Here is a 15,759-nt window from a genome sequence, read left to right on the forward strand (position 1 = left end):
GTCCGCACGGGGGTGTGCAGACCGCAGCACGACGGCCGCGACACCGCGGCGCATGCGCCGAACGAGTTCAGGAGATTCATGACCACCATCGCCCGGGAGATCGCTCCCTACGTGGTGTTCAGCGACGACACGATCCTCGCAGCGCTCAACAAGATCAGTGACAACAAGACCGGCATCGTCTTCTGCGTCGACGCACACGGCATCCTGCAGGGCGCACTGTCCGACGGCGATTTCCGCCGGTGGGTGACGGCGCACCCGAGCGCCGACCTGAACGCCACCGTCATGGCTGCGGCTCACACGTCGCCGGTGAAACTCGCGCACGGCACCGAGACGCAGACGATCTCGCAGGCGTTCCGCGACGGCGTGCGCGTCATCCCACTCGTCGACGAGCACGGCCACGTGCGTGCGGTTGCGCGCAACGCGCTCGGCAGCGAGATCCGCATTGGGCGCCACGCGATCGGTGAGGGCAACCGCTGCCTCGTCATCGCCGAGATCGGCAACAACCACCAGGGGGACATGGAGCTCGCGAAGCAGCTCGTCGACCTCGCCAAGAAGTCCGGTGCGGACGCCGTCAAGTTCCAGCTGCGCGATCTGACGGGCCTGTACCGTCAGGGCGACTTCGCCTCCAGCGCCGGCGAGGATCTCGGCGCGCAGTACACGATGAACCTGCTCGCCAAGTACTCCTTCACGAACGAGCAGATGATCGAGATCCTCGACTACTGCAAGAGCGTCGACATCGACGCGTTCTGCACGCCGTGGGACGAAGCGTCGCTCAGGGTCCTCGCCGACTACGGGGTGCCCGCGCTCAAGATCGCGAGCGCCGACATGACGAACCACGACCTCCTGCGCGCCTGCGCGGCCGAGCACCTGCCGATGCTCGTCTCGACGGGCATGTCGACGGAGGACGAGATCGTCGCGAGCGTCGACGTCATGCGTCAGGCGGGCGGTGAGTTCGTCCTGCTGCAGGTGCAGTCGACGTACCCGGCGCCGTTCAAGGACATCAACCTCAAGTACATGGATCGACTCGCCGAGCTCGGCGAGTGCCCGGTCGGCTACTCGGGCCACGAGCGTGGCTATCACGTGCCGATCGCCGCGGTGGCGCGCGGCGCGCACGTCGTCGAGAAGCACTTCACCATCGACAAGACGCTCGAGGGCAACGACCATCAGGTGTCGTTGCTGCCCGAGGAGTTCGCGGAGATGGTGACGAAGATCCGCGAGGTCGAGTCGGCGCTCGGCAACGGCGAGTCGCGCGCCGTTTCCACCGGCGAGTTGATGAACCGCGCCAACCTCGCGAAATCGCTCGTCGCGACGCGTGACATCGCGGTCGGCGAGAAGCTGACGCGCGCGGACGTGGCGGTCAAGTCGCCGGGCCGGGGGCTGCAGCCGAACCGGCTCGGGGCGCTCGTCGGGCGCACGATGCGTCGCACCATCGAGTCGGGCGATTTCTTCTACGCCACCGACCTGACGGACGCCGTCGCGCACGGGCGCGCGTACGAGTTCGAGCGTCCCTGGGGGCTGCCGGTGCGCTACCACGACGCGCGCAAGCTGCTCGGCGTCGGCGAGACGCTGACGAACCCCGATTTCCTCGAGTTCCACCTGTCCTACAAGGACGTGGAGATGAGCCCCGAGCAGATCGCGGACGCGTTCGGCAACGCGAAGTTCGACGGCATGTTCCACACCGTCCACTGCCCCGACCTGTATGCAGGCGACTTCATCATCAACCTCGCGAGCGACGACGAGGCGACGTGGGAGCGTTCGATCCACGAGGTGCAGAAGGTCGTCGAGATCACGCGCGATCTCGGTCGCTGGTTCGACGGCAACGGCGAACCCCCGATCGTCATCTGCACGATGGGCGGCTTCACGATGGACGCCTTCGACACGCCCGCACAGCGCACCGTCAAGTACGAGCGCATCGCAAAGGCTCTCGAACGCGTCGACGACACCGACGTGCGCCTGACCGCGCAGACCCTGCCGCCGTACCCGTGGCTCATGGGCGGCCAGCAGCACCACAACCTGTTCATGGACGTCGACGACACGGTGTGGTTCTGCGAGCAGTTCGGCCGCCGCCTGACGTTCGACCTGTCGCACTCGAAGCTCGCGGCGAACTTCACGAAGAAGCCGTTCAGCGAGTACGTCGAGAAGCTCGCGCCGCTCAGCGATCACCTGCACGTCGTCGACGCCGAGGGTGTCGACGGCGAGGGCCCGCAGATCGGCGACGGCGAGATCGACTGGCCCGCCACGGCAGCGCAGTTGGACCGTCTCGCCCCCGGCGTCCCGTTCATCCCGGAGATCTGGCAGGGCCACGTCAACAATGGCGAGGGCTTCTGGACCGCCCTGGATCGGTTGGAGGCCTGGCTGTGAACACCCCTGCCCCCGTCGCCCTGTGGGTCTCCCCCGTCTCCAATCTTGCAGGCGTGGCGCGACACATCCTGGATGTCGCGCGCCACGGTCTGCCCGGATGGCGACTCGTCGTCGCGGCACCCGAAGGCCCCCTGCTGGATGAGCTCCGTGGCCTCGACATCCCCGTTCACACCCTCGATGTCGACCAACCCGTCCACAGGGCTGTGGCGGATCTGCGCGGAATCATCAAGCGGTTGGACCCGCACATCGTGCACTCGCACCTCGCGAAAGCGGACTTCCTCGCCACGATGGCGGCTGTCGGTCTTCCTGTCACCCTCGTCTCCACCGAACATCACATCCCCGAGGACCCGAGAGTCTTCCACTCGAGCAAGGCGAAGGCGTGGTCGCGGCAGTCCGCGCACCACGCCCGGACGCGTCGCGTCGCGCGGCTCATCGCCGTCAGTGAGTCCACGAAGCGCGACATGGAGAGGTACTGGCGTCCGGGCGCGCCGATCACCGTCATCAAGAACGGTGTGGATCGGACGACGGCGCCTCCTCGCTCCCCCGGGTTGCGGTTGCTCTCCCTGGCCCGACTCGATGCTGAGAAGAACATCGATGCAACGCTGCGCATCTTCCGTCAGGTGCGCGCCCAGCAGCCAGGGGCCACGCTGACGATCGCGGGCACGGGCTCTGAGGCCGATCGGCTACGTGCCGTGGCGCGTGAGCTCGGAGTCGACGACGCCGCCAATTTCGCTGGGTTCGTCGATGCTCGCGAAGCGCTCGCGTCGCACGACGTTCTCGTCCAGCCGTCGAGGGCCGACAATCTCTCGTACACCCTGCTTGACGCGGTGAACTCCGGTCTCGGTGTGGTGGCCAGCGACATCGGGGGCAACCCAGAGATCCTGCCACCTCGATGCCTCGCACCCTTGAGCGACGAGTCGGCCATGGCGGATGCTGTGATCGAGCAGGGTCTCGACGTGTCGAAGCGCCCGCACCTACCCGATGACATCCCGACCGTGAGCGAGATGGTCGACGCCGTCCTCGACGTGTATGCAGAACTAGGACTCGCCCCCGCTGATCTCGGCCGTGAGCTGGCCACGCCGGTGCGCGCTGCCAAGCCGGCGGTGAGCGTCGTCACCGCGTACTACAAGAATCACGCCACGCTCGGCGAGCAGCTCGACGCCCTCGTCGCGCAGGTGGACGCGCCGCCCTTCGAGGTCGTCGTCGCCGACAACGAAGGCTCTGCGAAGCTGGCGCGGATCGTGGAACGCTACCGCGGCGCGCTCGACATCCGCGTGGTGTCGGCCAATGACGTTCAGGGCCAGTGCCACGCTCGCAACGTGGGGGTGAAGGCCGCGCGCGGTGACGTCATCGCGATGTCCGATGCGGACGACGTCGTGGGCGAGCGGTGGGTGGCGACGCTGCATCGGGTGGTGTCTCAGACCGACGTCCTCGCCACCGGCATGATGCGTCTCGACGTCATCAATTCGGAGTTCGTGTGCCGTGCCAAGGCGGTCGCTGATGGGCTCGACCAGGTGCCGCATCCGTACGAGCAGGGCCCGTTCTCCTATCTGGGCTACGAGGTGTTCGTCTTCGGCTCCAACATCGGGATCCGCCGGAGCACCTACCTCGAGCTCGGCGGCATGAACGAAGCCATGCTGGGCGGCAGCGAAGACGTCGACTTCTCCTGGCGGTTGTTGGAATCGGGCCGCACGATCGTCGTGGACCCCGACGCCACGGTTCACTACCGACTTCGCGCCGGCACCTATGACGCGATGACGCAGGGGTATCGCTACAGCCGCGCCCAACTGGGTCTGTGGCGCCGCAGTCAGCTGCTGGGCCGCCCGGTGCGCGGCATGTCGTTCCGGTGGGCGGTCACGGAGACGGCGAAGCTGCCGCTGGCCTGGGCCAAGGCGCCTGGGCTCAGCGCGGAAGAGCGTTTTGCCCTCGCAGGCCGAACAGGCTGGATCACCGGCAATCTGGCCGGGCAGATCGCCGTGCGCGCTCCCTGGTATCGGCCGCCGGAGGAACCGTGCTCCATCTGAATCTCTGCGCCAACCAAGGTGCGGTCGGCGGCGGGGAGGTCATGCTCTTGGCGATCGCGCAGGCGGCCCGGAGCCTGGGTCATGAGGTCACAATCATCGCGCCGGAGCAGCCTTGTGAGGTCGCCCGTGAAGCCGCTGCTCTGGGGTTCAGCACCGTCGCCCTCCCCGGGGACTCGACAGCCGGGTACATGCGCGGTCTCCGACGGTGGGATGCCCGTGAGCGCACGGGCATCCTGTGGTGCAACGGGCTGCGGCCCGCCGTGGCCACGGCCGGTCACAGACGCCGCATCGTTCATCTTCACCAGGAGCCCCACGGAGTCCAACGTGTCCTGATGACGATCGCACGAGTCGGCTCCATGGTGACCCTGGTCCCCTCCGAGTTCATGGGCCGCAGAATTCCCCGCACCCGGGTGTTGGAGAACTGGGTGGATGAGCCGCCCAGCACCAGGGACAGTTCGGTCCGCCGAGATCTGAAGTCCCCGGTCATTGGATACCTCGGGCGCCTCTCGAGCGACAAAGGCGTACCGATCCTTTGCAGGGCAGTCGCGACGCTTCGCGAGGGTCATCGCAACCCGACGCTCCTGCTCGCCGGCGAATCACGGTTCGTGAGCGAGGCCGACGCCACGCGCGTTGACGCGGCTATCGCTGCGCTGGGCGCGACTGCGGTCCGAAAGGGGTGGATGGAGCGCGCCGAGTTCTTCGAGTCTGTTGATCTGGCCGTCTTCCCCTCGGTGTGGGACGAGCCCTTCGGACTTGTCGTGGCCGAAGCCATGGCCGCGCGCTGCCCGTTCGTCGTGAGCGATGCCGGGGCGCTGCCGGAGGTTGCGGGACCGGGCTATCCGTTTGTCGCAGCACGCGACGATGCCGGCTCTCTCGCCGCCGTCATCGAAGACGCTCTGAGTGAACCCACTGAGGACGTCGTGGACCGCGCTCAACAGAGGTGGCACGTGAAGTATTCACCGGAAGGGGGCCGGGAGCGTCTGCACCAATTGCTGATTGACATCCTCAGGAAAGGCGACGGCAAATCATGAAAGCATCTGTCATCGTTCCGTCCCGCGGAGGAGCAGAGCGCCTACCTCGGCTCCTCGATGCACTGAGCCGACAGACTTACGAGTCGTGGGAGGCCGTCATCGTGCTCGATGGTGACATCGACGGCTCAGCATCGGTGGTCGAGCGCTACTCGCATCTCCCGGTGCAGGTCCTCGTCTTTCCAGAGAACAGGGGCCGTGTAGCAGCACTGAACGCGGGTTTTGCCGCCGCTGACGGCGACGTCCTGATCCGGGCGGATGATGATTTCGAACCCTCCCCAACCCATATCGCGGCTCATGTCGAACCTCATCGGCGGGGTGTGTGCGGGGTGATCGGCTTACCACTGAACATCGCACCGAACAATGCCTACATGCGCGCCTACGGTACTGTCGCTGACGAGCGGGGCCGACAGGATGCATACGGGACCGCACCAGAGGATCGTTGGCGGCTCTGGGGAGGAAATACATCCGTCCGGCGGGAGATCTTCGAAGAAGTGGGCGGATTCGATCCACGCTATGTGGGGTACGGCTGGGAGGACCTCGACCTCGGATATCGCCTCCGCCGCCACGGGATACCGCTGCTCCTCGTACCCGGAGCGGAAGTGCGACACCACATGGCTGCCGTGACGACGACGGCACGGGCGCGCCGAGCTTTTCGGTCGGGGCAGGGCCGCCGACGATTCGAACACATCCACGGTCGAGGCTCCTCATCCTCGCCCCACTCGTCCCCCGCGACCGTGTGGAACACGGCCGTGTCGGGCCTAGGACGCATGCTCACGTACGACCGCACCGAACATCTGGCCTCGACCATCGATCGAATGCTCCCCCTGCTGCCGCGACCGGCCGCTCGCAAGGCGATCGCGCTCATCGTCGAGAGTGCGGCCCGGGCCGGGTTCGTCTCCGGGGAAGAGACAAGCCACCATGTCTGAATCGGTCTCACACATCCGTTTCGTCGTCCCGCGGTTTCCCGACACCAGTGGCGGAGCCACTGTCGTGGAGAACCTCATGACTGCATTCCGACAGCGCGGGATCACGGTCGACGTCGTATCGATCTACCCGGGTTCCAAGAACCAGGAGGGCGCATCGCCGACGGGTGCAGACGACGTCGTCACCGTTCTGGAGCGTGAGGACTTGCATCGATACCCCGTCTCCATCTCATACGGCCCCTTGCGCGCTGCCCCTCTTGCCCTGTTCAAGCGATGGGACCGGTGGCGCCGACTCTCTGCTCTGCGACGCACCATGGCCACGTTGCCCGCCAACAGCGTCGTCATCTACACCCACGTCCTCGGCAAGATGATGGTCGACGAGTCCGGTTTTGAGCGATCCCCGACCGGCCCACTGTTCGTCGGGCAGCACCATTCGTCGTTCGCAAGTCTCGACGACGAGCCATGGCTCCGGGAGGCTCTTCCGAAACACTTCGCTGACTGTGATGCCTTCGTCGCGCTCTCCGATGAGGACGCAGCCTCCTTCGGCTCGCTGCTCGACGTGCCGTGCGTCGCAATCCCCAACCCGGCACCAGAGGGCCGCACTCTCTCCACGCAATCGACGAAGAGAGCGGTGGCATTGGCACGCTTGTCGCACGAAAAGCAGACCCCTCTCATGGTGCGTCTCTTCGCCGCGGCGATCACCGTGCCCGAGGCGGATGGGTGGTCGTTGGCCATCTACGGCGACGGGGTCGAGCGCCCCCAGGTTGCCGACGAGATCGAGCACTCTGGCATGCATACGCGGATCGAGTTGGCCGGTGTCGTCGACGATTCAGCCACCGCGCTGTCAGACGCGTCGTTGAATCTCCTGACGTCAAGCCTCGAAGGCTTCGGCATGACGATCTTGGAGGCGGCGTGCTCAGGGATCCCTTCGATCGCGTTCGATTGCTCTGAGGGTGTGCGGTCGCAGCTGGAGGACGGGGCTGGGTACCTCGTCCCTGCCAGCGACGAAACTGCCTACGTCGAGGCGCTCAGAGCCGCCATGACCAACGATGAAGAACGGGCTCGCCGGGCTGACCGCGCGCTGACTCGCTCCCGGTCGTACGATGCGTCGACCATCGCAGCACGCTGGCTCGCACTATTCGACACCCTATTTCCCATGGACCCACCAGCCCCCTCTGAAGAGTCCTCCACGGCGCAGGCCCGTCCCGAATCAACGCACCCGTGCGCGTCCCCCGGTGTTCCCTCGCCCCGCCGCGAAGCCTGAGCGGGGCGGTGTCACAGTTTCCGGTCCTTGATGGGCGTCAGCCTCACAGCGTCGTCGACAAGCAAATTTCCCACCCCGGGAGGTCATTCATCGATCGCTGCCATGATCCGACGAGCAACAGCCGCGCGTGTGAATTCACTCGCCCTATGCCTGGCCGCACCACTCCGCTCACGAGCCGATTCGGGGTCTGCTGCTGTCTTCATCGCGGCCACCAGCGCCGCATGGTCGTCACGGTCAACCGTGATGCCCGTGTCTCCCAGAAGCCATCCGGGCCCTCCCACGGCAGGGCCGATGCTGGGAACCCCTGCCTGCATGGCTTCGACGAAGATGATGCCTGCTGGTTCACAGTCAGCCAGTGCGATACAACAGGTGGCGCGGCGCCACAAGTCCTCCATGTCGGCGCGGTCGCCTGGATCCCGAAGGTCCTTCCAGCCGTGGCAGATCACCCCCGGAAACTCGACCTGCGGATGCTGACCTACCAGGTGCAACTCTGCCTCGGGAAACTCTCGACGGACGTCCGAGAAAGCCTTCGCCACCTGAGGACCTCCCTTTCCGATCCACTCCCTGGCCGGAAAGAGGAATCTCGGGGGAGACCATTGTTTGTGGTGCGACGGCTCGACCTCGAAATTGGCGCTGATACCCACCGCGCGAGCCTTCTCGGAAGGGCAATGACAGTCGTTCACTGCAGAATCGGCCGCCCACCCCGTCGAGAACAGTGCGGCATGATTCGCCGCGTACGATTCAACCTGATGACGGCTGCGCGCGACTGTCGTGCGCTGGGGAACGGTCCCCCAGAAACGGGACGGCCACTGGAGCGCCTGTGGAATGGTCATGTCTTCGTAGGAGGCCGTGCGGGGGTGTCGGACGCTGTAACCGGTGCCCATCTGCAGGACGCCGTCGACTGGGCCTACGGTCCGTAGACGCCGCGCCGCCGTCCAGCTGACGAGCCGCAGATGCGTCATCGACTGCGTGGATCCGGCCAGGGCACGCCGCATGGCTGTTCGCCTCCCCCGCTTCGCGAGTCCAGGAACCCCCCAGGCCAGCTGTACCGCCCGTCTGACGAAGCGCCAGCCGACCGGGGAGCAGTCCACGGTGATCACATCGACGCCGGCCTCTTCAAGCCCCTGCACGAGGTTGCTGGGCGTGCCCGACCACAATCCTGGGTCACGAGGATCTCCGATCGCCAGCACAGCCACCCGTCGCACGCCGTGAGCGGCCGCGACACGGCGCTGCATAGCGGGTGCATGACCTCGTGAGATCACGGCAGAGAGCGGGGTCTGGACGAGTCGCCGGCACCTGTCTCGGGTCTCACGGACCAAACAGGCCAAGGCGCGAACTGCCCCTGGCTCACGCGTTACTCCTACGCGGGCGAGAGCGAGACGAACGCCTAGGCCAAGCGCAGGACGCTCTTGCGTGGCAGCGCGCAGCGCCTCGACAACCAGGTCACGGTATTCCCCTGTTCGCCACAGCCGGATGGCCAGGGGCGGCATGGCGGTCCGAATATAGGCATCCCCCTCATCCGAGACCCCCACCTGTTTGAGCAGTATCCCGACGCGAGCGGCGAGAAACCCCGCGTCATCGTCTCGGAAACGAGTGGTCCCGAGCGACGTCGATACCTCACGGAAATCCACGAGCGGTTCATCGACACAGATGATGCGCCCATGAGCCGCAAGACGTAGCCACAGGTCATAGTCCTCGAAGAACCATCGCTCGTCGTATCCCCCTACGGCCCGAACGGCCTCGGTCGCTACCAGGACCGAGGCTGCGGGTAACCAGCACTGATGCAGCAGACGCGTGTGGATGTTGCCTTCGAGTGCCCCTGGGCCTGAGGGCCACTCGTGCAGCGTGCGGTAGTCCGGCTGCAGCACCTGGCCTTCCTCGTCGATCCGCCGGGCGTTCGAATAGACAGCAACGGCACGGTGCCCATCCCCCACCCAGCGATCTATGAGCGACTCCAACCGTTCAGGAATCATCCGATCATCTGCCGAGACGTACGTGTAGAACGGTGTGGTGATCGTCTCCAGCGCTTCATTCAGACCACGGCACAACCCGATGTTCTGAGGGTGCACGACAAGCTCATATCCGGCCTCTGGATGGCGGGAGAGCCAGGATACAATCCGCGCCACAGAACTGTCGCCGGATGCATCGTCGATGATGAGCACGCGCTCCGGCGCACGCGTCTGGACGAGGATCGAATCGAGCAATTCTTCTACGAACCGCTCGTGATTATAGCACACGACGACGACCGTGACTCCGAGGTTGTCAGCCATTCGCTTCATCCCTCCTCGAGTCGACCGAGACGCACCAAGCGTGCGAACGCGGGGCTCTGGGTTTGTAGTTTCGCAAAGGTGCCGGACCCGACTACGCGGCCATCCTCCAGGTAGATCACACAATCGGCATGCTTGACGGTCGAAAGCCGGTGGGCCACGAGAATCACCGTGATGCTTCCGTGTAGGCCACGAATGACTGCGCTGATCTTGTCCTCTGTCTCGTTGTCCAGAGCTGACGTGGCCTCGTCGAGAACGAGGACCTGCGGGCGACGATACAGTGCCCGCGCGATACCGACGCGTTGCTTCTGCCCACCCGACAATTGGGTTCCTTGAAAGCCGACGATCGCGTCGATACCCCCCGGCAGGGAATCAACAAGCTCACCGAGTTGTGCCAGGCGAAGGGCCGCTTCAACAGCCCTACGGTCGGCAGACTCTTCGTCGGCTCCGAACGCCACGTTCTCCCACAACGTCGCGGCCAGCAGGTAGACGTCCTGCGGAACGTAAGCGACCTTGTCAAGCCATTGTGCATGATCGGCGACGATGTCGAGCCCATCGAACGACACCTGGCCATAGGTAGGTTGGATTAGCCCGAGGACAATGTCGATGAGGGTTGTCTTGCCGGAGCCGGACAAGCCGCAAACAGCAAGTGACGATCCCTCGGGAACCACGAATGACACGCCCTGCAACACGTCGTCGACCCCATCCGGGTAACGGAACCGCACGTCGTCGACGACGAGGTCGCCGGATCCCATCGCAGTCGCCGCGTGGCCCAGGTGCGGGTCCTTCTGGGCTCGTCCAGCTCGGGCGGCCCCCTTGCGGGGGGCTTCGCTCAGTCCCCGCAAAGCTTTCGTCGTGACATGGAGGCCCTCGATGCCGAATCGGATGTTTCCCAGCGTGGCGGTGAGCGCTGTCAACGACGGCAGCAACTTCACGGCGGCCGCGACGAAGAGGGTGATGGTGGGCATTGTGTTGTCCGCCCCGCCGCTCAGCGCGCTCGAACACAGCAGAACCGCGATCCCGAGAATCGTGACGAATTCGAGGACATACTTGGGAGCCTGGGCATAGAAGTTGGCGTCCCGAGACGCGGCGGCATTACGTGTGGCCGCATCACTGTACGTCACGAGAAAGTGCTGCTCAGCCTTGTGCATTCGCACTTCGCGGGCCCCATAGATCGCTTCGAGCAACGCATGGCTCATCTGCCCCGCGGCCTCTTGCGCAGCGATACCCGCCCTTCGATTCCTCGGCGCCAAGAATCGCTGGACCAGCGCGACCGCCACGAGGGAGTACACGATGACGCCCAGGGTCGCGCCAGGGGCCACGGCGAAGAGGAAACCGGCAATGAGACTGATTGACAGGAGCTGCCCGAACACCCCGAGCACGCCTCCCAGAACGTTGGCGTGGGCGGCCTGCACCGCGGCACCCACCGTACGGACGACCGCGCCGACATCCCGTCGTCGTTGCACGAGATAGCTGTCGCTCAAGTAGCTGTGCAGCAGCCTGGTCGCTGTCAGGACTTGGAGACGGGCCACGAAGTCGAAGGACCAGCGCGCGACCGCGAGGGCAAAGATGCTCTTTGTCAAGAAAGCCAGCACCATGGCGACGCAAAGCATCACGGCGAAAGGGCCACGCTCAGGCGTGCCCGCAAGGCGATGGATGACCCCGAGGTAACCGGCCTCGAGGCTCGCCCCGGAAAGCACCTGCATGACGGGCAGGACGACTGCCAAGCCGGCGAGATCGAGCAATGAGACCACGAACTGCAGTGCAGCGTACAAGCCGAGCTGTGCGCGGGTGCCGCGTGGAAAGCTGGAGACTAGGTAGCGCAACTCGCGCACCCAGGAGGTCTCCGGTTCAACAGAAGTAGTCATGAACGAGGACTCCCGGTTTCGACGAGGGTCAGGAGGCGTGTCGCGAACGCGGCCTCGGAGAATTCTGCTGCTCGCCGCTGCGCGGCTCGACGCAAGCTGGCCAAGTCTGTCGGATCGGCGCGGGCAATATTGCGTGTAGCCAGCCGCAACTCCTCCAAGCTCGTCCATCGCACCGTTCCTGGCGCGTCTGCGACGACTTCTGCCGGGCCCGCGGTGTCATACACCATGGCGATAGCTCCCGCGGACATGGCTTCCACGGTCGTGATGCCGAAGTGCTCCTGTGACTGCGGTGCCATGAGGTGTGACTCTCCGAAACCCTGTGCGTGCCAGTACACCGACGACTCGCGATAAAGCGTGTGCAGTTCTTCAAGAGAGGCATTGGGATGAAACGCGACGGGCAGGCCAACGGACATCTCACGCAGCCTGGCCAGCTCTGCCTCTGAACCAACACTCCCAGCCAGATGCAATTGCCAGCCTTCTGCGTGCAGGTCCGCCATTGCGCGGAAGGCCACGATGAGGGCTTCCTGGTTCTTGTACGGGTGACCCGGCTGCCGGTCCTGAAATCTTCCGACTGCGAGGATCGAAGGCTGCCGCCAAACCCGTCCTGCCCCGACGCCGCAACAGGGCGGGTAGAGGACGTAGGGGTCGACACCCCAACGCTGTCGCGCGTGAGAGGCGGTGAACCGTGAGTTGGCAAGGAATGACGTGTAGGTGGCTCGAAAGTCGCTCCCCCGATTCTGCAGGCGGCGCGCGTACTGCGTCCAGGAGACGTAACGTGCACGAAGACCCGTGAGTCCGGGCGTCGTCAACTGGTGCGGGAAGTGGATGTAATACAGACTGCGCTCGGCGAGTCCCGGCAGAGTCGCGCCGTACATGCACGTGAGAAAGACGTCCGGCTGCATCGAGCGCACGATGCGGGCCCAGACTAACTCTTCGATCACCGTTCGCAGCGCCTCGAAGCGTCCCATCCTCCCGACGCTGGGAAGTTCCTCGTACGCAACGCCGTCGAGGTCGATCCCGAAGTAATCGGCGTAAGCCCCGAGGTCATCAACCTGGCCGGGAGCCACGATCACCGTGTCGTAACCGGCTGCCTTGAGCGTTTCAGCTGCGACGAGCGCTACGCGCTCGGCGCCGCCGCGCGCGGCAAGCATCGGGGCGAGGACGACCGCTCGGCCCCTGTCACTCACGACCACGCCTCCAATAGAGCGTCCGCGCGGTGCGTGAAGGTGTGTTGGGCGAGAGTACGTCGACGTGCCCTCTCGCGCAGCATCATGAAGTCCTGCGGACGCGCCACCGCGTGTCGGCACAGGTCCACGAGCTCCTCGTGGCCGTCGTACACGAGGATCTCTTCGCCTGGATCGTAGAAATCCGCCACGTCGGCACGATCAATGATCTGCACCGCACCCACCCCGGCGGCCTCGAACGTTCTCATCGTGAAGCCGTCCTGATCCCCGTGGATGTTCAAGGTGGCCCTGCCGTTCCGCATGATGGCGTGCGCGGACGGGCCGGCCACGTCGCGTCTGGCCGGGATGCCGAGTGAGCGCACACGCCACGTGCGCGCGCGGTCGAACACGTGATCCGACCAGCCCCGCCCCCAGGCCTGAACGGGGACACCTGCAGAGACAAGCGCCGCGAGCGCATGCTCTCTCTTGGGCAAGGGCGCACCGACGAAACTCACGAGCCCGGCGCCCGCAGTTGTGTTGTCGATGACGCTCGATGCATCGAAACCCAAAGGCACCTGCGCGATACGATGACCAGCCGCCCGGAGCGTTGCAGCGTCCTGGGCGCTGTACGTCGCCAACTGGGCATACCGCCCGACGAGGTCCGCGTCAAAATTGGTACGGCGGATCTCGTCATACATCCACACTCCGACGAGCCGGTCGTTCTCGGCGGCGAGGGCCCAGAACTCTTCTGTCAGAACATCCCCGCGAATGACGAGGACGAAGTCTGGAGACACTTCGCGAACCCGGGCCATGGCGCGGCGCGAGACCGTGGCGCCGGACAGATGCCCTCCGTCACCTCGAAGTTTGCCGGCTAGTTCGTGTGCGGTCTTGTTCCAGAGCTTCTCAGCGGGCGACGCGGCGACGTCGTAGCAATGGGTGAGCACCTCGTACCCCAACTCACCGAACGCCCGCCCGATGGCTGCGTAATAGCCGTGGAATGAAGGAGAGATGATGAGCAGTGACCGCGAGCGCGTCACGCTTCACCTCCCATCACGCGCGCAGGAACGCCGCCCACGACGGCGCCCGGCGCCACATCCTTGACGACGACGGCGCCGGCTGCAACAGTCGCCCCTCTGCCGATGGCTACTCCTCCGAGCACCACGGCGTTCTGGCCGATGAAGACGTCGTCCTCGATGAGGACGGGCCCGGTGCCGCGGACCTCATGCCGTGAGCCTCCTCGGGCATGGTCGGTCGACGTCACCATGACGTTGTCCGCGAAGACACAACCGCGACCGATGCTCACCGGGTCGATCGAGTGCAGGTGTACGCGATGGCCGATGTAGGTGTCCGCACCGATGGCAAGGTGCCCCGCGGGGCCTTCCGCCGCCAGCCAAGCGCCGTCTCGAATGATGACCCGATCCGCGACGCTGATCCTGTCGGTCCCCTGGATCATGAGAGGCGAAACCAGCACGCTGCTCGACCCGAAGTGCGCGAAGGCCCGTCGATACAAAGGGATCAGGAGTTGGGCCCGCCGATAGCGAACACCTGGGGTCTTCTCGATCAATGTTCGTGTCATCTTCACGCCTGGACCTCCGATCGCGAGGCGCCGACTGGAGCGCCGCGATGCAGCGGCGCCGCGTTGGATGCGCGTGGCGGGGCGATCTCTGCGGCCCGCCACGCAAGATTCGACGCGGCGGCGGGTTTGCCGAGACGGTAAGCGATGCAGATTCCGAGCACGATGAAGGCACCCACCGTCATGAACACCTCTCCCAGTTTCCACGCGCAGACGAGCACGACGATGACCGTCGCCTCTGCTGTGAGCATCTCCCATGAGACATGCAGTCGTCGATCGAGCAATCCCAGGCCGAGGAGGACGAAGGCCAGAACGGTTGACCAGAGAAAAACATGACCGCCCTCGACGAAAGCCTGCAGATACGAATCATGGAACCATTGCCGTCGATCACCGATCACCACGAACCCCTGATTGAGACCGAGGCCCGTCCACGGCGTCAGGGATGCTTTGATTTCCATCGCCTGATCGATCTGCGCCCTGTACCAATCGGTGCCTGTTCGGTCACCGAACGCGGAACTGGAGGCATAGTTGTTGATCGAGAAGACGAGAACCGCATACCCGATCGCCGCGAGGGCGATTCGATAGGCCACACCGATCCGGTTGCGGAGCAGGACCCACAGGGCGGCCAGCACGATACCTCCGAGCGCGGTTCGCGATCCGGTGAGAAAGACGAACCACGTCGAGAGGAAGAACCACGGTATGCGCCAACGCGGGGACAGAACCGCAAGCCCGAGGATCCCCCATATCGCGTAGTACATCCCTGCAACGTTCTTGTCCCCATAGAAACCGGTCAGATATGGCGGGTAATTATTCTCCGTCAGCCCGGCATAGAACAGAAGGACGTTGGCACATGCGCTCATGCATGCTCCGATGATGAACGACCGAATGTCGATCCGCCCGGTTGCGATGACAACGCACACGGCGAAGAGAATGAAGAACTTCAGGAGGCGCTGCTGCCACGGCATGCCGTGGAAGACGGAAACCAGGACGAGGAAGGCCATGAGTGCCAGGAAGGCGATGACCAGGAGACCACCGCCCGGTACGGTCAGCTTCGCTCGCCGGCAGGCACTGACGGCCACCATCACGACACCCGTTGCAAGACCGCCCACAAGACCCCCAGGCAGGGCGGTGGTGACGAACATCAGCGAGAAACCCATGACGAGGTCCAGGAGAACCACCGGCCCCCAGAAGCCGGCGACGGCCTGCCCGACCTTTTCCACGCGCGTCGAGGCGTGCGGTCCTTCCGTTGCGGCCTTGACGTTACGGGATTCAGGCACAGACGCAC

General features: G+C 65.0%; 11 protein-coding genes. 5 read left to right on the plus strand and 6 right to left on the minus strand.

Annotated features, from left to right (window positions below; all coding sequences use genetic code 11):
• The first annotated feature begins 78 nt into the window (after window positions 1-78).
• The 5 genes from EDC82_RS10265 to EDC82_RS10285 are packed head-to-tail and all read left to right on the plus strand — an operon-like array spanning window position 79 to window position 7,603.
• Entirely contained in the window at window positions 79-2,361 is a 2,283-nt protein-coding gene (locus EDC82_RS10265; protein ID WP_131941387.1) for an N-acetylneuraminate synthase family protein, read from the plus strand.
• On the plus strand, window positions 2,358-4,385 hold the full coding sequence (locus tag EDC82_RS14565) for a glycosyltransferase (RefSeq protein ID WP_160126224.1): 2,028 nt from the start codon (window positions 2,358-2,360) through the stop codon (window positions 4,383-4,385). Before EDC82_RS10265 ends, EDC82_RS14565 begins: the two co-directional genes overlap by 4 nt.
• Window positions 4,373-5,416, plus strand: coding sequence for a glycosyltransferase family 4 protein (locus EDC82_RS10275; RefSeq protein WP_338137510.1), 1,044 nt, complete (start codon window positions 4,373-4,375; stop codon window positions 5,414-5,416). Before EDC82_RS14565 ends, EDC82_RS10275 begins: the two co-directional genes overlap by 13 nt.
• On the plus strand, window positions 5,413-6,342 hold the full coding sequence (locus tag EDC82_RS10280; RefSeq protein WP_040014460.1) for a glycosyltransferase family 2 protein: 930 nt from the start codon (window positions 5,413-5,415) through the stop codon (window positions 6,340-6,342). The genes EDC82_RS10275 and EDC82_RS10280 overlap by 4 nt, the downstream gene beginning before the upstream one ends.
• Window positions 6,335-7,603 carry a glycosyltransferase gene (locus EDC82_RS10285; protein ID WP_131941395.1) on the plus strand — a complete coding sequence of 423 codons (1,269 nt, stop codon included), beginning with the start codon at window positions 6,335-6,337 and terminating at the stop codon, window positions 7,601-7,603. Before EDC82_RS10280 ends, EDC82_RS10285 begins: the two co-directional genes overlap by 8 nt.
• An 83-nt stretch (window positions 7,604-7,686) precedes the next feature.
• On the opposite strand, the gene EDC82_RS10290 is transcribed toward EDC82_RS10285, so the two are convergent.
• The 6 genes from EDC82_RS10290 to EDC82_RS10315 are packed head-to-tail and all read right to left on the minus strand — an operon-like array spanning window position 7,687 to window position 15,751.
• Window positions 7,687-9,873, minus strand: coding sequence for a glycosyltransferase (locus EDC82_RS10290; RefSeq protein WP_160126227.1), 2,187 nt, complete (start codon window positions 9,871-9,873; stop codon window positions 7,687-7,689).
• 5 nt (window positions 9,874-9,878) lie between these two features.
• Window positions 9,879-11,738, minus strand: coding sequence for an ABC transporter ATP-binding protein (locus EDC82_RS10295; RefSeq protein ID WP_160126228.1), 1,860 nt, complete (start codon window positions 11,736-11,738; stop codon window positions 9,879-9,881).
• Entirely contained in the window at window positions 11,735-12,925 is a 1,191-nt protein-coding gene (locus EDC82_RS10300) for a glycosyltransferase (protein WP_131941403.1), read from the minus strand. Before EDC82_RS10300 ends, EDC82_RS10295 begins: the two co-directional genes overlap by 4 nt.
• Window positions 12,922-13,938, minus strand: coding sequence for a glycosyltransferase (locus EDC82_RS10305; RefSeq protein ID WP_006944450.1), 1,017 nt, complete (start codon window positions 13,936-13,938; stop codon window positions 12,922-12,924). The genes EDC82_RS10300 and EDC82_RS10305 overlap by 4 nt, the downstream gene beginning before the upstream one ends.
• A complete protein-coding gene (locus tag EDC82_RS15285) occupies window positions 13,935-14,483 on the minus strand; it encodes a DapH/DapD/GlmU-related protein (protein ID WP_160126229.1) in 549 nt (182 codons plus the stop codon). The genes EDC82_RS10305 and EDC82_RS15285 overlap by 4 nt, the downstream gene beginning before the upstream one ends.
• The gene (locus tag EDC82_RS10315; RefSeq protein WP_150112775.1) at window positions 14,480-15,751 is read right to left on the minus strand and encodes an O-antigen ligase family protein; all 1,272 of its coding nucleotides are present in this window, start codon (window positions 15,749-15,751) and stop codon (window positions 14,480-14,482) included. Before EDC82_RS10315 ends, EDC82_RS15285 begins: the two co-directional genes overlap by 4 nt.
• Between the last annotated feature and the right edge of the window lie 8 nt (window positions 15,752-15,759).

The sequence above is a fragment of the Dermacoccus sp. SAI-028 genome, from assembly GCF_004346775.1.
GTDB lineage: Bacteria > Actinomycetota > Actinomycetes > Actinomycetales > Dermatophilaceae > Dermacoccus > Dermacoccus nishinomiyaensis.